The organism is Sulfuritalea sp. (genome assembly GCF_031426875.1).
Classification (GTDB): Bacteria; Pseudomonadota; Gammaproteobacteria; order Burkholderiales; family Rhodocyclaceae; genus Sulfuritalea.
Window position 1 is genome coordinate 199,545 of sequence record NZ_JASJPC010000021.1, and the last position, 19,619, is coordinate 219,163.

Sequence of the window (19,619 nt, forward strand, 5' to 3'; positions counted from 1 at the left end):
TCCTGCCTGCCCTGTGGTGCCCATGCAAACTCCCGCTTCCGATCGTGTGCTGGTTTTCCTCGCCCTCGCGCTGCTCGGGGTCGGTTGCATTCTGGTGCTGTGGCCCTTTCTCACCGCCCTGGTCTGGGCCGCCATCCTGGTCTCGACCAGTTGGCCCGGCTTCCTCTGGCTGGACCGCTTGGCGGGTGGGCGGCGCATCCTTGCCGCCCTGCTGATGACGCTGCTGGTGACCCTGGTGCTGCTCGGGCCCCTGGCGGCAGTCGCCCTGGCCCTGGCGGACAACGTCGCCGAACTCGGTCGCGCCGCCTCTGCGCTGTTCAAGGACGGCCTGCCCGACGCGCCGGGATGGCTGGCGGATCTGCCGCTGGTGGGGCAGTCGATGCACGACTACTGGCAAAGGTTTGCCCACAACGGGCAGCGCCTGATCGAGGAACTGGAAAAGCTGGCCAAGCCGGCCCAGGAGGTGGCCCTGTTGGCCGGGCGGGTGGTCGGGCGGGGTGTGCTCGATATCGCCATTTCGATCTTCCTGGCCTTCTTCTTCTTTGTACATGGCGAGGCCCTCGCGCGGCGCCTGATCGTCGCCCTGAAGCGCCTCACGGGAGAGCGTGCGTCCCATTTCATGGGTATTGCGCGCGGCACGGTGAGCGGGGTGATCTACGGCATCCTCGGCACCGCACTGGCGCAGGGGGTGCTGGCCACCGTCGGCTTCGCCGTCGCCGGCGTGCCGGGTGCCGTGCTGCTGGGCGTGGCGACCTTCTTCCTGTCGGTGGTGCCGGTGGGGCCGCCGCTGGTCTGGGGCGGCGCCGCGGTCTGGCTGTTCCAGCAGGGCCAGCCGGGCTGGGCGGCATTCGTCGCGGCCTGGGGTTTCTTTGTCGTCAGCATGGTCGATAACCTGATCAAGCCGCTGATCATCAGCCGCGGCGCCAGCCTGCCGTTTGCCATCGTGTTCCTCGGTGTGCTGGGCGGCGTGGTGGCCTTCGGCGTCATCGGCGCCTTCCTCGGGCCGACCCTGCTCGCCGTCGGCTACCGCCTTGTCATGGAATGGACCTCCGCCGAACTGGTGCCGCCGGCGCTGGCCGCGGAAAAGGAGGCCGCGACGTGAAGCGCCGGCAGCCAGGTCTTGCGTCCTGCGCGGGCGGACGCCGAATTTCTTGCATGCGAGCATCCTGATGCAGCCCGATCGCCAAGTCCGCCTCGGAGCCATCATCGACACGCTGGAATCCGGCATGATCGAGCGCTGCCAGAGCGTACGGCTCTGCCTGCTTGCCGCGCTGGCCGGCGAGCACACCCTGTTCATCGGCCCGCCCGGGACCGCCAAGAGCGAGTTGGCGCGCCGCCTGCACACGGCATTTCGCGATGCCGGCTATTTCGAGCGCCTGCTGACGCGCTTCTCGGTGCCCGAGGAGCTGTTCGGCCCGCTCTCGATCAAGGCGCTGGAGGAGGACCGCTACGAGCGGCACACCGCCGGCTTCCTGCCCGACGCCTCGATCGCCTTCATCGACGAGGTGTTCAAGGCCAACAGCGCGATCCTGAATGCCCTGCTGACCCTGCTCAACGAACGCGAATTCGACAACGGCGCCGGCCGCCAGCGCTGCCCGCTGATCAGCGCCGTCGGCGCCACCAACGACGTGCCGGAAGACGAGATCGCCGAGGCCTTCTTCGACCGCTTCCTGGTGCGCCTGCCGGTGGCCGCGGTCAGCGCCGACGGCTTCGCCGCGCTGTTGGAAGCCGGGCGCGGCAAGAGCTGGACGGCGCCGCCGCGCGAGCTGGCTCTGGCCCGCGAGGATCTTGCCCGGCTGGCGGCGGACGCCGCCGGTGTCGCCATCTCCGACGCATTCGTCGCCGTGCTGGCCGAACTGCGCGAGCGTTTCGCCGGGCAGCAGATTTACGTCTCGGACCGGCGCTGGGTCAAGATCGTCTGGCTGTTGCGCGTGGCCGCGGCGAGCGAGGACCGCCCGGCCGTGGCGCTGTGGGACCTGCTGCTGCTGCCCTGGCTGACCGCGCCCGATGCGCCGCGCCAGGCCGCCGTGGCCGACTGGCTGGCGGCCCGGCTCGGAGTGCGCGAGGCGTTTTCGCCGCAACGCCTGACGCGCGTGGTCGAGGCCTTCGAGGGTCAGCTCGACGTGGAACTCAAGGCGAATGATCTCGACTACGACGAGACCGGGCGCCTCAAATTCAGCGCCACCGAACTGGCCGACCAAGTCGGCGACGCCAAGGGCGGCGCCGCCGCGCCGCGTATGAGCTACAGCCGGCGCCGCCGCTACGGCGAGTCGCACATCGGCGCCCGCGTGCGCCAGGTCGATGCCCTGCTCGAACGCATCGGCGGCTATGCCGCGGAGATTGCCGCGCAGCGCGCGCAGCTCGCCGACTACGCCGCGCGCAGTCTCTGGCTCGATCGGAAGCTCACGGCGCGCGCCGCGATGAACCTGGCGGCCACGGCCGCCGCGATCGACGAACTCGCGGCGCGTGCCGCTGCGGCGCGCAGCGGCTTCCTCGACCTGCCGCGCCTGCCGCAGGACAACGGCGCCGTGCCGGAACCGGTGGCGCACGAAGTCCTCGACGCGCCATGAGCGCCCCGCACGGCCGCCCGAAGGGGCGCCAGTCATTACACGGAGCCGCGCCGCGGCGAACCGTTGTCACTCCCTCGCTTGGCGAGGGGGCTGGGGGGAGGGTCGTCCCGTGAGCGCGCCGCACGGCCGCCCGAAGGTGCGCCAGTCATTACACGGAGCCGCGCCGCGGCGAACCATGGTCACCCCCTCTCCTGGGGAGGGGGCTGGGGGGAGGGTCGTCCCGTGAGCGCGGCTGCGTTCGCTGCCTTGCCGGCGCCCATGCTGTTCGCCGCCGGGGAGGGCCGCCTGGCGGCGCTGGATGGCCTGGTGCGCGCGCTCTGGCTGGGCGGGCTGACCAATTCGCAGGGCAGCCTGGAGCCGCGCCTGGCCGCGTTGGCGACCTTGCGCCGCGAGCTGCTGGCCGGCGCCGCGCCGTCGGCAGAAGACTGGCCCTGGCCGCCGCCGCCGGTCGCGCAGGCGCTGGCCGAGGCCCTGGCCGGTCTGGGCCTGCAGCGCTATTGCAGCGGGCAGCAGGAACTGACCGACACGGTGCTGCTGAGCATCCTGTTCCATCTCGATTTCATCGTCGATTATGTCGATCGCGGCGCCGCCGAAGAAGCCGCGCTGCGCATGGCGATCGAGGCCTTTGCCGCCGACTGGCGGCAGCATTGCGGCCAGATCGACGAACTGGTCGAGGTCTTCGGCATGGTGCCGGACGACTGCGAGCACCAGCGCTGGGACCGCATGCGCGGCCTGCTGCAGTCCTCCGGCTGGCAAGAGGTGCTGCGCATCCGCCGCTTGCTGGAAGGCCTGCCGGAACTGGTGAAAATCATCCGCGCGCTGGGCCGCTCGCGCCCCTCCGAGGAGGGCGCCGCAGCCAGCCAGGCCGTCGTCGAGATCATGCAGCCGGCCACCGCCCAGCGCGCCGAGGCGCGCACCGTGCGCGTCCCCGACATGCCCGGCGAGACGCGCGGCATCCACCGCTCCGACCGCATCGCGCGCATGCTGCCGGCCGAGGCCATGCTGCTCGGCCATCCGCGCCTGCGCCTGGTGTGGCACGCGCGGCGTGCCGAGCGCACGCTGCTGAGCTACGAGGACGACGACCGCCTGACCGAGATCCGGCTGCATGAGGCGCCGGTGGTCGAACCGCGCCCCGGCCTGCAGCCCGGCAAGCGCCTCGAATTGGGGCCGATCCTGGTCTGCGTCGACACCTCGGGTTCGATGCAGGGCGGCGCCGAAGCCGTGGCCAAGGCCGTCGTGCTCGAAGCCATGCGCGCGGCCCATGCCCAGCGGCGGCCCTGCCATGTGTTCGCCTTCGGCGGTCCCGAGGAGCTGGTCGAGATGGAACTCGCCGTCGATGCCGATGGCATCGAGCGGGTGACGCAGTTTCTCGGCCAGGCGTTTCGCGGCGGCACCGACATCTGCGGCCCGCTGGAAAAAGTCATCGCCAAGCTGGAGCAGGAGCGCTGGCAACTGGCCGACCTGCTGATCGCCAGCGACGGCGAATTCGGCGCCACGCCGCAAATCGCCGCACGCCTGGCGGCCGTCAAGCGCGAGCTGGGCCTGCGCGTGCAGGGCGTGCTGATCGCCGACCGCGAAACCGTCGGCCTGCTCGAAGTGGCCGACAGCATCTATCCCGTGCGCGACTGGCGCCGCTATGGCGGTGCCAACGTCGATTCGCCGATCCATACCCACCGGCTCACCGCATTGTATTTTCCCGGCGCCTTGCGCAACGCGGCCAACCAGCAGGCGACCGTCTCCGGCGCCGCGGCCTCGGCGGCGCTGCTCGATGGCGAGCGTCGGGCCGATCCGGGCGCGCAGCGCAGGAACGGCGACGAACCAGACGGGAGCAAGAACCCGTGAGCGCCCCGCACGGCCGCCCGAAGGGGCGAAGGCGGGGTTTCGCGAAGCACTGCTTCGCGCCGCCGGAGCCGGCCGGCTGTGCAAAGCCGGCCGTGGAACGCCAGTCATCACACGAAGCCGCGCAGCGGCGCACCGCAGTCACCCCCTCGCCTGGCGAGGGGGGCGGGGGGAGTGCTGTCCCATGAGCTTCGCCGCCGACTATCTGGCGCAGCTCGAAACCTTCGCCGCGCATGGCCCGCTGCCGCGCGTGCGCGCCCTGCACCTGCCGCCGCCGAGGGTAAATGGTTGCGACGGCGACAATCGCGGCGAATTCTGCGCGCTGGAACTCGATGACGGATCGCTGGGCCTGTCCTACGTCCTGCTCGACGACACGCTGGCGCGCCTGCGCGACGGCGGGGAGGGTGCGGATCTGGCCGGCGCCGATGCGCTGGCCCTGGCGCGCCGTTACGCCAGCGCCAACTCTTGCGCCCGGACTCTGGGCTTCGCCGCGGCCAACGCGCTGACCCGCTGCCTGTTCGACCGTGCGGGCTTCCGTCCCGACGACAGCCGGGATTCGATCGGCCAGATGAACCCGCAGGCCGGCGAGCAGATCGGCATGATCGGCCTGTTCCGGCCGCTGCTGGGCCGCATACTCGCCAGCGGTGCGCGGCTCACCGTGGTCGAACTGAGGGCCGAACTGGCGGGCGAGGACGAGGGCTACCGCGTCACGCTCGACGCGGGCGAACTCGCCGCCTGCAGCAAGGTGGTGTCGACCAGCACGCTGCTGCTCAACGACACCCTCGATCGCATGCTCGACCATTGCCGCAATGCGCGCTGGTTCGCCATGGTCGGCCCCAGCGCCGGCTGCCTGCCCGACGCCCTCTTCGCGCGCGGTGTGACCTTGCTCGGCGGCAGTTGGATCAAGGACGGTCAGGGCTTTGTCGATGCGCTGCTGCGCGGCGAAACGCGCAGCGAATTCGCCGGCAAGTTCGCCCTCACCGCCGACAGCTATCCCGGCTTCACTGCCCTACTGGCGCGCGCCTGCGGCGTCGGCAACTGAAGCCGCGCTGCGAGCTGCAAAGGATTGAACGTCACCGAGGCCGGTCCTATCCGCATGCTGCGGGATGGGCCAAATGGATCAGCGCATGACCTTGAGCAATTCCACCTCGAAGTTCAGCGTTGCGTCCGGCGGCACCGCGGAACCGGCGCCGCGTGAGCCGTAGGCGATGCCGGGCGGACAGGTCAGTTTGGCTTTGCCGCCTTCCTTCATTTTGGAGACGCCTTCGGTCCAGCAGGGAATCACGCGATTGAGCGGGAAGGTCGCGGGCTGGCCGCGCTTGTAGGAGCTGTCGAACTCGGTGCCATTGACCAGGGTGCCGCGATAGTGCACCTGCACGCTGTCGGTCGGCGTCGGCTTGGCGCCGCTGCCGTCCTTGAGGGATTCGTAGATCAGCCCGGACGGGGTCTTTTCCGGCATCCCGGCTTGCACGCTTGCGGCGGCCAATCCTGCCAGTCCCGCCAGCCCGCTCAGGACGATTTTCTTCCACGGTTTCATTGTTTGCTCCGGCGCTTGCGCGCAACTGTTTGTCGAGCGCGGAAAGCTACAGGGAAGTCGCGCGCCGGGCAAGCCCGCCGCAGCTCGGCTATTGGCGCCGGCGTTCCGCCAGCAGGTCGCGCAGGCGCTTTCGCGCCGGGATCAGCGGCGTGCGGATGCCGGTCCAGGCGCCTTGCGTCCTGGGCGTCAGGCCGCGGCCGCGGCTCATGGCCCAGGTGACCAGGCGATAGAGCGCGGGGTGGCTGTAGACCGCGGCCCAGGCGCGGAAGATCGCGCTGACCAGGGCGCTGCGCGCCTCGCCGGCGCCGCGCAGCGAGCCGACAGCGGCGGGCCGGGCCTGGGCTTCGTTGCGCAGGCGGATCAGGATCTCGGTGATGGGGATGCGCACCGGGCAGACTTCGTTGCAGGCGCCGCACAGCGTCGAGGCCGTGGCCAGCGCGGCGGTGGCGCCGATGCCGAGCAGGTGCGGCGAGATGATGGCGCCGATCGGGCCCGGATAGGTGGTGCCGTAGGCGTGGCCGCCGATGCGCGCATACACGGGGCAGTGGTTCATGCAGGCGCCGCAGCGTATGCATTGCAGCGTGGCGCGCAACTGCAGGTCGGCATGGGCCTGGCTGCGACCGTTGTCGAGCAGGATCAGGTGCACCTCGTCCGGCCCGTCGAGTTCGTCCGCCTTGCGCGGACCGCTGATGAAGTTCTGGTAGGTCTCCACCGCCTGGCCGGTGGCCGAGCGCGGCAGCAGGGTGTTCAGTAGCGGCACGTGGTCGAGCCGGGCGATGACCTTCTCGATGCCGGTGATGGCGATGTGCACGCGCGGCACGGTGGTGCACATGCGGCCGTTGCCTTCGTTCTCGACCAGGCATAGCGTACCGGTGTCGGCGGCGGCGAAGTTCACGCCCGAGAGCCCGATGTCGGCCGCGGCAAACTTGCGCCGCAGCACCTCGCGGCCGATGCGGATCAGCTCATCGACGTTCTCGGTGTATTCGACGCCGGGCAGCCGGGCGGCGAACAGTTCGGCGATCTGCTGTTTGGTCTTGTGGATCGCCGGCATGATGATGTGCGATGGTCCCTCGCCGGCGAGCTGGACGATGTATTCGCCCATGTCGGTCTCCATCGCCTCGATGCCGGCGGCTTCCATGGCGTGGTTGAGGCCGACTTCCTCGCTGACCATGGACTTGCCCTTGACCATGCGTTTTGCATCGATGCGGTGCGCAATGTCGAGCACGATGGCATTGGCCTGGGTCGGCGTTTCGGCCCAATGCACCTGGACGCCGTTGGCGACCAGTTTGGCTTCGAGTTGTTCCAGCAGTTGCGGCAGGTTCTCCAGCGCGTGGCGGCGGATCGCCGCGCCGAGGTCGCGCAGGGTCGCCAGATCGCCGGCATCGGGAAACTGGGCCAGGCGCTTGGCCTGCAGGAAATCCATGGCGCCGCGGAAACCGCTGCGCAGCGCGGGGTCGCCGGCCGCGGCGCGAGCGCGTTCGGCGAAGCCGGTGGTCGGCCGGAAGTGGATGGTCTCACTCACGATGCTTCTCCCTCGCGGCACAGCAGCACGATCACTTCGCGCGGACCGTGGGCGCCGTAGGCCAGGGTCTGCTGGATGTCGGCGGTCTTCGACGGGCCGGAGATCACCAGCGCGTTGGTCGGCATGCCGGCGGCCCAGTTCTCGTCCGTCATCGCGGCGTGCAGGTCGGCATGGATCGCCCGCGCGGCTAGCAGCACGAAATGCACCGGCGGCACCAGCGACATCAGGCGCGGTTCCTGCGCGTTGGGCCAGAGGATCAGGCTGCCGGTGTCGGCGATGGCGCTTCTGGCGGTGGTCAGCGCGGCGTCGATGTCGTCGAACAATTCGTCGCACCAATTGGCGGCAGGCTGCTGGTAGCTGCGGATGTGCACCGCGTCCTGCGCCCGGTCGGCGAGCGCTGCGCCGTGGCGCGTGCCCTTGCCGACCAGCAGCGTGCGCAGGCCTTTGGCGGCGGCGAGGTTCAGCAGCAGCTCGGGCCATGTTGCCGCGTCGGTGTCATGCACTTCGGCGCGCGCGGCCCGGATGTGGGTCTTGAAGCGCTCGATCAGCGCCTCGCGGTCGTCGCTGCGGCGCGCGGCGAACCAGGCGCCGACATCGGGCAGCGGCGCCGGCGCGCCTGCCGGGCTTCGGCGCAGCCGCGCCAGGATGTTGTCGCGGGCGCTCATAGGCCCACCCCCCAGCCCCCGCCCCAAGGGCGGGGGTGACTTTGGTTCGGCCGCTGATGCGGCCTCCGGAATGGTGGCTGGCGCCGGCTTGGGGCGGCCCTGCGCACGGCGCTCATCCCTGTTCTCCCGCCGTGCGCCGCCAGAGGAAGCTGGCGAGATGCTCGCCGGGCAGCGAGGGCTCGCTGCGTCCGGCGGCGCGATCCAGGTGTTCGGCATGGCCGAGGATATTGAACAGGCAGCCGCAGTCGGCGCTGACGACACGGCCTGCGCCGCTGTCCTTGAGGCTGGCGACCTTGTCGCTGACGATGGCTTCGGAAATCGCCGGATGGCGGATCGCGAAGGTACCGCCGAAGCCGCAGCATTCCTCGGCGCGCGCCTGTTGCGCCACCGTCACCCCGGCCAGTCCGGCGAGCAGGGCGGCGCTGGTTTCGTGCGCGCCCATTTCGCGCCGCGCATGGCAGGAGGTATGCAGCGCGACGGTGCAGGGCTCGCCGCGGTCTTCGCGGCGGAAGCCGACGACATGGACGAGGAATTCCGTCAGTTCGAAAATCCGCTCGCCCAGCGCCCTGGCCCTGGGCTCCAGTACCGGGTCGCCGGCGAACAGCTTGGGGTAGTGGTGGCGCATCATCGCGGCGCAGGAGCCGGACGGCACGATCACCGGCCAGGCTTCGGGGAAGAGTTCGATCTGGCGCCGCGCCACGGCGCGCGCCTCGTCGGGATAGCCGCTGGTGTAGGCGGGCTGGCCGCAGCAGGTCTGTTCTTCGGGAAAGTGGATGGCGATGCCTTCGCGTTCCAGCAGGCGCACGGTATCGAGGCCGGCCTCGGGGGCGAACTGGTCGACCAGGCAGGTGGCGAACAGGTAGGCGTCGGCCGGTTTTTGCGGATAGCTGCGGGTGTCGTGCGTCATGAAGACTTTCCTCGGAGTTCGCTTAGGGATCGGTGCTCGCGGTAAAGAGGTAAGACCAAATAAAGACGGCGACTATAGGCAAACGGCCTCCCAATGTCAATTGATCAGGTATTGACGGATCTTCCGGTCGTCAATATCATACAAGTGGTCTTACCATAAATGACTCCAATGAATCAACGCCGTCCCGCAATTCCCCGGGTTTCCGACGTCGCCGCCGCTGAGCTGGAAGCCCGCATTCTCGAAGCCTCGCTGAAGCCGGGCGATCGCCTGGCGCCGGAGCGCGAGCTTGCCGTCGAACTCGGCGTGTCGCGCCCCTCCTTGCGCGAGGCGATCCGCAGCCTGGTCTCGAAAGGCCTGCTGACCACGCGCCACGGCGGCGGCACCTACGTGACCGACTGCCTGGAGGCGAGCTTTGTCGATCCCTGGCAGGAAATGCTGAACGGGCATCCGGGCCTGCAAAGCGATCTGCTCGAATTCCGCCACATGCTCGAAGGCCAGGCGGCCTGGTTCGCCGCCGAGCGGGCGACCGATGCCGACATCCTGCGCATCGATGCCGCCTTCGCGGCGCTCGATGCGGTGTATGCGAACCGGGATCTCGCGGCCGCCGTCGATACCGACGTGGCATTCCATCAGGCGATTGCCGAGGCCGCCCACAACGTGTTCATCGGCCAGCAGACGGCCAGCCTGCTGCGCGTCATCCATGGTCATATTTCACGCAATCTCGAACATCTGCATGCGCGCAAGCTGCGCTGGGACCAGTTGCAGCAGCAGCACCGTGCGATCTGGCTGGCGATCCGCGAGCGCCGGCCGGAGGCGGCGGCGCGCGCTGCGCGCGAGCACGTGGAGTTCGTGCGCCAGAGCATGGCCGACACCGCCCGGGAAACCGAACGCCGGCAAAGCGCCCTGCGCCGCCAGGGGACTTGAAGCACCGCAACAAAGAGTTGGCGCTGGCGATACGGCGATAGCCCGGGCGCATTCGGCCCGATTCGGCCCGATTCGGACCTATTCGGCTTTATTCGGACTGAACTTTGTGGCTGCAGCGGAAGTCGAAAAAGTTCGTCGTCCTGCACAATATGCGCGCTGCGCATCGAGCTGGACGCGGCACGAGCCACGGTGGCGGTCAGGGTTCGGCAGGTTTCCGCTGCAGGGGCGTCAATAATCCAAAGAAGCCAAGGAGACAATCATGAATAGCGCCTTCAAGAAGATGATGTGCCGTTTTCTCGCCGTTGCCTTGATTACGCTGCCCTTCCAGACCGGGCAGGCCAGCATGATCAGTACCGACCAGGTGAGTGCCGCCGCGACGGTGCAGGCGAATCGCAGCCTGGTGTTGAACCACCTCAACCGCGCGCAGACCGTCAACGAGTTTCAGGCCCTGGGACTGGACGCGCAGCAAGCCCGCGACCGCGTGGCGGCGATGACCGACGAGGAAGTCGGTAACCTTGCCGGCCAGATCAATGCGGTTCCGGCCGGTGGCGATGGCCTCGTTGCGCTTATCCTGGTCGTATTCTTCATCTGGTACTTCGCCTTCCGCCGCTAGTACGCAGACATGTTGAAACCGATGGATGTAGGAGCGAGCTTGCTCGCGATAGCGGCTTATCGCGAGCAAGCTCGCTCCTACAGGGAATGCGCCTTTTCCCTGTTGACTGACTACTAGCATCATGTCGACGGCATGCGGCGCAAGCGGCGCCGAGCGCGGGCGCTCGTGAGCCTGCGTTGGCCACCCTGGCAGCAAGGCGCCCGCCTCGTCGCGGGCGCTTTGCTGTTGCTCGCCGGCCTGGGCGGCTGTGCCTCGCTGGTGCCGCAGACCATGGCGTTGCGCGAGGCGTGGCCGGCGGGTGTCGCGCTCAGCAGCGAAAACGCCGGCGTACCCTTCTTTCCGCAGCAGGATTACCAATGCGGTCCCGCCGCACTGGCGACCGTGCTGGTCGCCGGCGGGGTAAAGCTCAGCCCCGACGATCTGGTCAAGAGCGTTTACCTGCCCGCGCGCCAGGGCAGCCTCCAGGTCGAAATGCTGGCTGCGCCGCGTCGCTACGGCCGGGTCTCCTATCCGCTCGCGCCGCGCTTCGACGCCTTGCTGCAGGAGGTCGCGGCCGGCAATCCGGTCGTCGTGCTGCAGGATACCGGGGTCGGGCCTCTAGTCAATTGGCATTACGCGGTGGTGGTCGGCTTCGACTATCCGGCGGGCGAACTCTACCTGCGTTCAGGGGAGACGCGGCGCCTGGCGCTTCCCTTCACGGTCTTCGAGTACACCTGGAAGCGCGGCGGCTATTGGGCGATGGTCGCGCTGCCGCCCGAGCGCATCCCGGCCAGCGCCGACGCAGCCGGCTACCTGGCGGCGGTTGCGGCCATGGAACGCGTCGCCGCGCCGGAGGCCGCCTTGCTGGCATATGCGACAGCCTTGCGGCGCTGGCCGGACAATGCCACCGCCAGCATCGGCCTGGCGAACCGGCAATATGCGCAGGGCGCGCTGGCGGCAGCCGAGGCCACCTTGCGCCATGCGCTTGCGCAGCATCCGGATGCCGTGCCGGTGCTGAACAATCTTGCGCAAGTGCTGTCGGACCTCGGACGCAACGACGAGGCGCTGGCGCTGCTCGAACGGGCGGTGCGCGCCGACGCGAGCCCCGAAGCGAGTCCCGAAGCTAGTTCTTTTGCCGCGGCCGTGCGCGAAACCCGGGCGCTGGTCCTGCAGCGCATGGGCAGGAGCAGGTAAGCGGTTTTTGTGGTCTGCTGCGCAAGTGCCGTGACCACTGTAGGCTCAGGGCTTCGGCGCCGGCCTGAACTGCATGGCCTTGTATTCGAGGAAATCCTCGAGGCCGTACTTGCCCAGTTCGCGGCCGTTGCCGGACTGCTTGTAGCCGCCGAAGGGGGCGTAGATGTTGAAGGGGCCGCCGTTGATTTCGACCTGGCCGGTGCGCAGGCGGCGCGCGACTTTTTCCGCGTGCTCGTCGCTGCCCGACCAGACGCCGCCGGCGAGGCCATAGACGGTACCGTTGGCAATGCGTACGGCATCGTCTTCATCCGTGTAGCTGATGATGGACAGCACCGGGCCGAAGATTTCTTCGCGGGCGATCGTGGCGTCCGCCTTGACCTTGCCGAAGATGGTCGGCGCGACGTAGTAGCCAGCGGGGTTCACGCCGGCCGGCAGTGCCGCGCCGCCGGTCAGCAACTCGCAGCCTTCGGCGATGCCCTTGGCGATGTAGTCGCGCACGCGGTCCTGCTGCATTTTCGAGGCCAGCGGGCCGAGCGTGATGCCCTCGGCCATCGGGTCGCCGGGGCGGTAGGCCTGCGCCGCCTCGACCGCGAGCTGCGCGGCTTCGGCGTAGCGCGAAGCAGGCACCAGCATGCGCGTATGCGCGGTGCAGGTCTGGCCCGAGTTGAGGTAGCAGTTGCCGACCACGCCCTTCACCGCCACGGCGAAGTCGGCGTCGTCGAGGATGATCGCGGCCGACTTGCCGCCGAGTTCCAGCGCGACGCGCTTGACCGTGGCCGAGGCGAGTTCCGAGACGCGGGTGCCGGCGCGGGTCGAGCCGGTGAAGGAAACCATATCGACCTCGGGGTGCGTCACCAGCGCTTCGCCGATCATCGGGCCGAAGCCGGTGACCAGGTTGAAGACGCCGGCCGGCACGCCCGCGGCGTGGATTATCTCGGCCAGCAGGAAGGCGTTGAGCGGCGCGACTTCCGAGGGCTTCAGCACCACCGTGCAGCCGGCGGCCAAGGCAGCTGCGACCTTGGCCGCGATCTGGTGCAGCGGGTAGTTCCAGGGCGTGATGGCGACCACGACGCCGACCGCCTCGCGCACCACTTTGGAATTGCCGACCTTTTCCTCGAATGGAAAATCGGCCAGCATTTTCGAATACATGCCGAAGCTGGCGGCCGGCGAGCCGACCTGGATGCGCTGCGAGAGCTTGTAGGGCATGCCCATTTCGAGCGTGATGGTCCGGGCGATTTCATCCGTGCGGGCCTTGAGGCCATCCTGGATCTTCTTCAGATACGCGGCGCGTTCGGCCGGCGGCGTCGCGCTCCAGGCATCGAAGGCGCGGCGCGCGGCCATGACGGCGGCGTCGGCGTCGGCCGCATTGCCCTGCGGCACGGTCGCCAGCACGGCGCCGTCGGTGGGGGAAAAGACTTCGATGCTGCCTGTGCCGGCCGGGGCAAGCCACTGGCCGTCGATGTAAAACTGCGTGCGCTGTTCCATGTGTTTCCTTGTTGAAAGGGAAGGGAAAAACATTAGCCACAGAGGACACAGAGGTCACAGAGAAGAGCAGAACGGGGTTTTCCTCTGTGTCCTCTGTGGCTAAAAAGCCTTCAGATTTGTTCAGTCATTTGGGATAACAACGATCTTGCCCTTGACCTGGCGATTGGCGATTTTTGCAATCGCCTCTTTCGCCGCGGCGAGCGGAAAACGTTCGCTGACCACGGGACGAATCACGCCGGCGGCGAACCATTCATTGAGCTGCTGCAGGTTGGCCAGATGCCCGGCCGGATCGTGTTTGGTCGAATCGCCCCAATACACGCCGATCAGCGAACGTTCCTTGAGCAGCGCGAGATTCAGCGGAATCTTCGGTATCTCGCCGGCGGCGAAGCCGACGATCAGCAGCCGCCCGCGCCAGGCCAGGGCGCGCACGGCGGGCTCGGTGTAGGGGCCGCCGACCGGATCGTAGACCACGTCGGCGCCTTTGCCGCCCGTGAGCTCGTTGATGCGGTCCTTGAGATTTTCGGTCGAGTAATTCACCGTCTCGTCAGCGCCAACTTTCCTGCACAGTTCCAGTTTGTCGTCGGTGGACGCGGCGGCGATCACGCGCGCGCCCATGGCCTTGCCGATCTCGATCGCCGAGATGCCGACGCCGCCGGCGGCGCCGAGCACCACCAGGGTCTCATTGGGCTTGAGGTGGCCGCAATCCTTGAGTGCGTGCAGCGAGGTGCAGTAGGTCAGCACCAGCGCCGCGCCGGCCTCGAAATCCATGCCGGCCGGCAGGGGCATCACGCGATGCGCTTCGGCCAGGCATTCCTCGGCGAAGCCGCCGGTGCTGGTCAGCGCGATGACGCGGTCGCCGGCCTTGAAATGCTTGACCTCGGCGCCGACCGCCTTGACGATGCCGGCGATCTCGGCGCCCGGCGTGAAGGGCAGCGGCGGCTTGACCTGATAGAGGCCCTGCACCATCAGCGCATCGGGGAAGTTCACGGCCGCGGCCCTGACTTCGATCAGCAGCTGTTTGGGGCCGGGCAGGGGGGAGGGGATGTCCTTGACGACGAGGGTGTCGATCGGACCGTAGGCTTCGCAGATCAGGGCTTTCATTGGGGGGCGTCCTTGCTTATGGTGTGAAGGTTCGGTGTGGGCCTGCTTCAGCCGGCCAGATTGGAGGGCGTTGTAGGGCCGACTTCAGTCGGCCAGGGTGGATGGCGTTGTAGGGCCGACTTCAGTCGGCCAGGGTGGATGGCGGACTGAAGTCCGCCCTACGGTTCGCCCTGCGATCGCATGCATATATGACACGTACTACCCCAGCGGCGTCGGATTGCGCTGGTTCATGATGTCGTCCATGCGTAGCTGGATGGCATTGTTGATCTTGCGGTGGGGAATCACGTAGAAGCGCCCCTCGCCGACCGCGTCGAACACCGCGCCGGCCATGTCGGCGGCGGTCAGGCGCCCGGACTTGACCGCCTGTCCCATGCGTTCTTCATAGGCGGCGGAAAGGCCGGCGGCGGGTGCCGCGCTGCCGAAGCGGTCGGGCCGGTTGCGTGCCGACTGGTGGATCGCCGTCGGCACCCAGGCCGGGCACAGCACCGAAACGCCGACTTTGGCCTGCGCCGCGGCGAGTTCGCCGTAGAGGGTTTCGGACAGCGTCACGACGCCGTGCTTGCTGACGTTGTAGGCCGCCATGCCGGGCGTGGACAGGAGTCCGGCGACCGAGGCGGTGTTCACGATGTGGCCTTCGTCGCCCTGTTCCAGCATCTTCGGCAGGAAGTGGTGAATGCCGTGGATCACGCTCCACAGATTGACGCCGAGCACCCATTCCCAGTCGGCCGTCGAGTGTTCCCAGGTGACGCGCGTGAGGCCGACGCCGGCGTTGTTGCACAGCAGATGCACGCCGCCGAAGCGGGCGAAGGCGGCGGCGGCCAGCGCGGCGACTTCGTCCTCGCGGCTGACGTCGGTCTTCTGCAGCAGCAGGCGTTCGGCCGGAAGATTCAGCGTCGCTGCCGCGGCGTCCAGCTTGGCCGCCTCGATGTCGGCCAGCACCAGATTCATGCCCTCGGCGGCGGCGCGGCGCGCCAGTTCGAGGCCGATGCCGCTGGCGGCGCCGGTGATGACCGCGCTGCGGTCGCGAAACTGTTTCATTTGAGCATCCTCCGTGGGTGTGGGTTTTTTCGTGTTGTCGCGGGACGGGCCGGCGGCGGGCGCAGGCCGATCATCTTGCACAGCGTGGCGGTCAGGCGGCTGACCAGTTCCTCGGGCGTCAGGCGGCCTTCGGGGCGGTACCAGGTGTACATGAAACCGACCGCGCCGCCCATGGCCATGGCCGTGACCGTGGTGTCCTCGAAGGAGAGCTTGCCCTGGCGCCGGCCTTCCTCCATCAGCGCGCCGAGGTCGGCGTAGAAGTCATTGGCGAGCCGGCGCAGTTCGTCGCGGAATTCCGGACGCAGCGAGGCGGTGACGCGAAAGGCCAGGGCACTGGCGCGAAAATGCGTGACGCAGGCCGCGACCCAGCGCTGCAGGCCCTCGGCCAGCTTGAGGTGGGCCGGCCGCGCATCGCCGGCGGGAAACTTCATGGTCGACAGGCAGGCGACCGAGGCGCGCCAGGCCAGGGTCTCGACGATCGCGTGCTTGTCGTGGAAGTAGTAATAGACGAAGGGCTTGGTGACGCCGAGTTCGGCGCAGATCATGTCCATCGTGGTGCCGGCGAAACCGTTGCGGTAGAACAGGTCTTCGGCCGCGGCCAGGATGCGTTCGCGCTTGTCGAGGCAGGCCTGGGTTTCGCCGGGCCTGGGGGCGGCGGCTGCGGATGTTCGAGCGGCACTGCGCGTGGCGGGCATGGGCGAATGGCGGCAGCAGGGAAGGGCGGGAGGAAGCGGATTATACTGGGCGGTACAAAATAATTATACCGATGGGTATGAAATTGTTGCGCGCCGGCCCAGGGGGATGCGGGGCTGGCAAAATCGCCTGCGCACGGCTTGCCGTGACCGCCACCTCGCCGGAGCCGTAAATGCCTCTTCGTCGTTCCGTAGTTCGCCATGCCCACGTCGGAAAGCCGCGTGCGCTGAATTCGCTGCTGGAGCCGCGCGCCCTGCTCGAAATTGCGCTGCTGCCGGCTGCGTTGCCGCTGCTGCTGCAGGCGCCGCGCGGCGACGGCCATCCGGTGCTGCTGCTGCCCGGCTTCCTCGCCGATGAAAATTCGCTGATCGCCCTCAGGCTGTTCCTGCAGCGCAAGGGTTACGCGGTGCACACCTGGGGCCTGGGGCGCAACCTGGGTTTTCGCAGCAAGCACGCCAGCGCGCTGCCGCAGAAAATCCGCTACCTGCACCACGTCACCGGGCGCAAGGTGAGCCTGGTCGGCTGGAGCCTCGGCGGCGTGTTCTCGCTCTACGGCGCCGAAAGCACGCTCGATTGCGTGCGTTCGATCATCACCCTGGGCAGCCCGGTCAGCGTCGATGCCGCCGGCAGCCAGTCGCCGACGGCGATCAAGGCGCTCTACCGGCTGGTCTCGCATCGCCTCGGGGCGGCCGCGCACGTCATGCAACCGCGCGCCAAGACGCTACGCGAGCGGCGTCGGCTGGCGGTTCCCACCAGTTGCCTGTATTCCCTGGGCGATGGCGTGGTGCCGCCGCAGGAAGCCACCATCGACGGCGACCCGGCCCTGCACGAGAACATCCGGGTGCCGGGCAGCCATCTCGGCCTGGGCTTCAACGGCATCGTGCTGGCCGTCGTCGCCGACCGCCTGGCGCAGCCGGAAGGCGCCTGGCTGCCGTTCCGGCCGCAGGGCCTGCTCGGCCGCGTCTGGCGCATGAGCACCGGTTCGGCGCATGATGGCGCAGGATCCGAGGCGATTTAGGAAGGAAGCACATGCGACAACTCAGCGAGCACGATGCCGCGTACATCTATTCGGACAGCGCCCACGCCAACTCGAACGTCACGCTGCTGCACATCTACGACCAGTCCACCGCGCCGGGCGGCATGGTGCGCTTCAAGCAGATCCTGGCGCATGTCGAGAGCCGGCTCGACCGCCTGCCGGTGTTCCGCCAGAAGATCCTGCGCGTGCCGCTCGATCTCGACTACCCGTGGTGGATCGAGGACGAGAGTTTCGACATCGAATACCACGTGCGCCACATCGCCCTGCCCAAGCCCGGCGACTGGCGCCAGTTCTGCATCCAGGCCTCGCGCATCCACGCCCGTCCGCTCGACCTGCAGCGTCCGCTGTGGGAAATGTATGTGATCGAGGGCCTCGACAGCTTTCTCGATCTGCCGGTGGGCAGCTTTGCGGTATTGCTGAAGATCCACCATGCCGCGATCGACGTCACCCAGGGCAATGCGATCACCACCGTGCTGCATGACCTCGCGCCGGATGCGCCGCCGTCCGCGCCGCCCGTGCCCTGGTTTCCCGAATCGGCGCCGGGCACGGTCGGCCTGCTGGCGCGCGCCGGGTTCAACGTCGCCACCTTTCCGCTGCGCATGGCGCAGCCGCTGGCGCGCAGCTGGACCACGCTGAAATCGGCCGCGAGCACCCTGGTCGGCGAGTTTCTCGGCCGGCCGCAGGAATTTCCCGTGACGCGCTTCAACAGCGTGGTGTCGCCGCATCGCGTGTTCGACACGCGGCGCTTTGCGCTGCGGGATTTCAAGGCGATACGCGAGCTGGCGCCCGGCGCCACGGTCAATGACGTGGTGCTGGCGGTGTGCGCCGGCGGCCTGCGGCGCTATCTCGAACTGCAGGGCGAACTGCCGGAAGAAAGCCTGGTCGCGGCGGCGCCGATCGCCGTGCGCGGCGCCGGCCAGCCGGACGCGCCGGCCAGCTTCGCCTGGGTGCGCCTGGGGCTGGCCACCGACATCGTCGATCCGGTCGCGCGCCTGGCCGCGATCCAGGCCATCAGCTCGTCCTCGGAAATCATGACGCGGGCCGTCAGCGCGCGCGAACTGATCGAGCTGGCCGAACAGGCGCCGTCGGCCGCCATCGCCGCCACCAGCAAGATGCTGCGCTCGGCCTCGGCCCTGCTCGGCGACTGGGCGCCGCTGGCCAACTGCGCCATCGCCAACGTGCCCGGCCCGCAGATGCCGCTCTACCTGCAGGGCGCGCGCCTGTCCTACGTCTCGGCCATCATGCCGATTTCCGACGGCATGGGCCTGGTGTTCTCGGTCACCAGCTACAGCGAGACGATCGTGATTTCCTTCACCGCCTGCTACGAGCAACTGCCCGATCCCGAGCTGCTGGCCCGGTGCCTGCGCGACAGCTTCAAGGAATATCTCGCGCTGCTGCGGCCCGCCACGCGCCGCAAGCCGCACGCGACCGCGCCCAAGGCGTCGCGCCGCAAGCCCGTCGCCGCGGTGCCGCCGACGCCGCGACGCAAAGCCGTGGTGCGCGGCGCTGTGCACTGAGCATGGACGCAGTGCCGCTGCACATCGAATACGAATCGCTGGGCGATGCGACCCATCCCGCCGTCGTCCTCATCATGGGCCTCGGCATGCAGCTGACGGCCTGGCCCGACAGCTTTTGCCGGGCGCTGGTGGCGCGCGGCTACCGCGTGATCCGCTTCGACAACCGCGATTGCGGCCTCTCCGGTCGTGCGCCGGGGAAGAAGCGCGCCAAGCTGATGCTGGCGATGGCTGCCTCGGCGCTGGGCCTGCCGGTGCGCACCCCCTACACGCTGGAAGACATGGCCGGCGACACGATAGCCCTGATGGATCGTCTCGGCATAGCACGCGCGCATATCGTCGGCGCCTCGATGGGCGGCATGATCGCCCAGGTGCTGGCGGCGAAGCATCCGCAGCGCGTGCTGAGCCTGACTTCCATCATGTCCACCTCGGGCAACCGCAAGGTCTCGAAGCCGACCAAGCCGGCGCGCAAGGTGCTGCTGGCACGGCCGGCCGATCCGAAAAATCCCGATTCCGTGATCGAGCACCTGGTCGAGATGTTCGGTGTGATCGGCAGCCCCGGCTATCCCTCGACGCGCGAAGAACTGCGCAGCCGCATCGGCAAGAGCGTGCGCCGTGCCTACGATCCGGCAGGCGTTGCGCGCCAGTTGCTGGCGGTCATCGCCTCGGGCGACCGGCGCAAGCTGCTGCACACCATCGCCGCGCCGACGCTGGTGATCCACGGCGCCGCCGACCCGCTGGTGCCGCTGGCGGCCGGCCGCGACACGGCGCAGAACATCCCCGGTGCAGCGCTGCTGGTGATCGACGGCATGGGCCATGATTTCCCCGAAGCATTGATGCCGCGCCTGGCCACGGCCATCGCCGATCATTGCGAGCGGAATGGCCCCCTGCAGCAGGCGGCCGCCTGAGGGCGGCTTCGGTTATTCTGGACGCACTGTAGGGCCGGCTTCAGCCGGCCAGCGGTGGATGGCGTGTAGGACCGACTTCAGTCGGCCAAAGGTG

At 68.5% G+C, this 19,619-nt stretch carries 18 protein-coding genes; 10 read left to right on the top strand and 8 right to left on the bottom strand.

Annotated features, from left to right (window positions below):
• Nucleotides 1–22: 22 nt before the first annotated feature.
• The 4 genes from RMO95_RS10485 to RMO95_RS10500 all read left to right on the top strand — a co-directional run bounded on the left by RMO95_RS10485 (nucleotide 23) and on the right by RMO95_RS10500 (nucleotide 5,451).
• Nucleotides 23–1,102, top strand: coding sequence for an AI-2E family transporter (locus tag RMO95_RS10485; RefSeq protein WP_310450567.1), 1,080 nt, complete (start codon nucleotides 23–25; stop codon nucleotides 1,100–1,102).
• Nucleotides 1,103–1,169: 67 nt separating this feature from the next.
• The gene (locus tag RMO95_RS10490; protein ID WP_310450568.1) at nucleotides 1,170–2,570 is read left to right on the top strand and encodes an AAA family ATPase; all 1,401 of its coding nucleotides are present in this window, start codon (nucleotides 1,170–1,172) and stop codon (nucleotides 2,568–2,570) included.
• 222 nt (nucleotides 2,571–2,792) lie between these two features.
• Complete coding sequence (locus RMO95_RS10495) at nucleotides 2,793–4,412, top strand: VWA domain-containing protein (protein WP_310450569.1); 1,620 nt, start codon at nucleotides 2,793–2,795, stop codon at nucleotides 4,410–4,412.
• 181 nt (nucleotides 4,413–4,593) lie between these two features.
• Nucleotides 4,594–5,451 carry a Rossmann-like domain-containing protein gene (locus tag RMO95_RS10500; protein WP_310450570.1) on the top strand — a complete coding sequence of 286 codons (858 nt, stop codon included), beginning with the start codon at nucleotides 4,594–4,596 and terminating at the stop codon, nucleotides 5,449–5,451.
• Between the two features lie 78 nt (nucleotides 5,452–5,529).
• Here the strand turns inward: RMO95_RS10500 and RMO95_RS10505 are convergent, their stop codons facing one another.
• The 4 genes from RMO95_RS10505 to RMO95_RS10520 form a co-directional block, all read right to left on the bottom strand.
• Complete coding sequence (locus RMO95_RS10505) at nucleotides 5,530–5,946, bottom strand: FKBP-type peptidyl-prolyl cis-trans isomerase (RefSeq protein WP_310450571.1); 417 nt, start codon at nucleotides 5,944–5,946, stop codon at nucleotides 5,530–5,532.
• 88 nt (nucleotides 5,947–6,034) lie between these two features.
• On the bottom strand, nucleotides 6,035–7,468 hold the full coding sequence (locus tag RMO95_RS10510) for a LutB/LldF family L-lactate oxidation iron-sulfur protein (protein WP_310450572.1): 1,434 nt from the start codon (nucleotides 7,466–7,468) through the stop codon (nucleotides 6,035–6,037).
• Nucleotides 7,465–8,133 (bottom strand): lactate utilization protein, encoded by a 669-nt coding sequence (locus RMO95_RS10515; protein WP_310450573.1) that lies wholly within the window; start codon nucleotides 8,131–8,133, stop codon nucleotides 7,465–7,467. Before RMO95_RS10515 ends, RMO95_RS10510 begins: the two co-directional genes overlap by 4 nt.
• A 112-nt stretch (nucleotides 8,134–8,245) precedes the next feature.
• The gene (locus tag RMO95_RS10520) at nucleotides 8,246–9,040 is read right to left on the bottom strand and encodes a (Fe-S)-binding protein (RefSeq protein ID WP_310450574.1); all 795 of its coding nucleotides are present in this window, start codon (nucleotides 9,038–9,040) and stop codon (nucleotides 8,246–8,248) included.
• Between the two features lie 168 nt (nucleotides 9,041–9,208).
• On the opposite strand from RMO95_RS10520, the gene RMO95_RS10525 reads away from it, so the two are divergent.
• The 3 genes from RMO95_RS10525 (at nucleotide 9,209) to RMO95_RS10535 (ending at nucleotide 11,750) form a co-directional block, all read left to right on the top strand.
• Nucleotides 9,209–9,964, top strand: a complete 756-nt coding sequence (locus tag RMO95_RS10525; RefSeq protein WP_310450575.1) for an FCD domain-containing protein — start codon at nucleotides 9,209–9,211, stop codon at nucleotides 9,962–9,964.
• A 259-nt stretch (nucleotides 9,965–10,223) separates the two neighbouring features.
• Nucleotides 10,224–10,577 (top strand): PA2779 family protein, encoded by a 354-nt coding sequence (locus tag RMO95_RS10530; RefSeq protein WP_310450576.1) that lies wholly within the window; start codon nucleotides 10,224–10,226, stop codon nucleotides 10,575–10,577.
• Between the two features lie 165 nt (nucleotides 10,578–10,742).
• A complete protein-coding gene (locus RMO95_RS10535) occupies nucleotides 10,743–11,750 on the top strand; it encodes a PA2778 family cysteine peptidase (RefSeq protein ID WP_310450577.1) in 1,008 nt (335 codons plus the stop codon).
• 45 nt (nucleotides 11,751–11,795) lie between these two features.
• Here RMO95_RS10535 and RMO95_RS10540 read toward each other — a convergent pair whose 3' ends face one another.
• The 4 genes from RMO95_RS10540 to RMO95_RS10555 form a co-directional block, all read right to left on the bottom strand.
• Nucleotides 11,796–13,235: an aldehyde dehydrogenase family protein gene (locus tag RMO95_RS10540; RefSeq protein WP_310450578.1), complete on the bottom strand. Its 1,440-nt coding sequence runs from the start codon at nucleotides 13,233–13,235 to the stop codon at nucleotides 11,796–11,798.
• Nucleotides 13,236–13,355: 120 nt separating this feature from the next.
• Nucleotides 13,356–14,336: an NADPH:quinone oxidoreductase family protein gene (locus tag RMO95_RS10545; RefSeq protein ID WP_310450579.1), complete on the bottom strand. Its 981-nt coding sequence runs from the start codon at nucleotides 14,334–14,336 to the stop codon at nucleotides 13,356–13,358.
• A 198-nt stretch (nucleotides 14,337–14,534) separates the two neighbouring features.
• The gene (locus RMO95_RS10550; RefSeq protein WP_310450580.1) at nucleotides 14,535–15,374 is read right to left on the bottom strand and encodes an SDR family NAD(P)-dependent oxidoreductase; all 840 of its coding nucleotides are present in this window, start codon (nucleotides 15,372–15,374) and stop codon (nucleotides 14,535–14,537) included.
• Nucleotides 15,371–16,069: a TetR/AcrR family transcriptional regulator gene (locus tag RMO95_RS10555; protein ID WP_310450581.1), complete on the bottom strand. Its 699-nt coding sequence runs from the start codon at nucleotides 16,067–16,069 to the stop codon at nucleotides 15,371–15,373. The genes RMO95_RS10550 and RMO95_RS10555 overlap by 4 nt, the downstream gene beginning before the upstream one ends.
• A gap of 170 nt (nucleotides 16,070–16,239) precedes the next feature.
• Between RMO95_RS10555 and RMO95_RS10560 the strand changes: the two genes are divergently transcribed.
• From RMO95_RS10560 to RMO95_RS10570, 3 genes are read left to right on the top strand one after another with little or no spacing between them, the layout of a single operon-like run.
• Nucleotides 16,240–17,085, top strand: coding sequence for a hypothetical protein (locus RMO95_RS10560; RefSeq protein WP_310450582.1), 846 nt, complete (start codon nucleotides 16,240–16,242; stop codon nucleotides 17,083–17,085).
• An 11-nt stretch (nucleotides 17,086–17,096) separates the two neighbouring features.
• Entirely contained in the window at nucleotides 17,097–18,620 is a 1,524-nt protein-coding gene (locus tag RMO95_RS10565; RefSeq protein WP_310450583.1) for a wax ester/triacylglycerol synthase family O-acyltransferase, read from the top strand.
• A gap of 2 nt (nucleotides 18,621–18,622) precedes the next feature.
• Nucleotides 18,623–19,525 (top strand): alpha/beta fold hydrolase, encoded by a 903-nt coding sequence (locus tag RMO95_RS10570; RefSeq protein ID WP_310450584.1) that lies wholly within the window; start codon nucleotides 18,623–18,625, stop codon nucleotides 19,523–19,525.
• Nucleotides 19,526–19,619 lie beyond the last annotated feature (94 nt).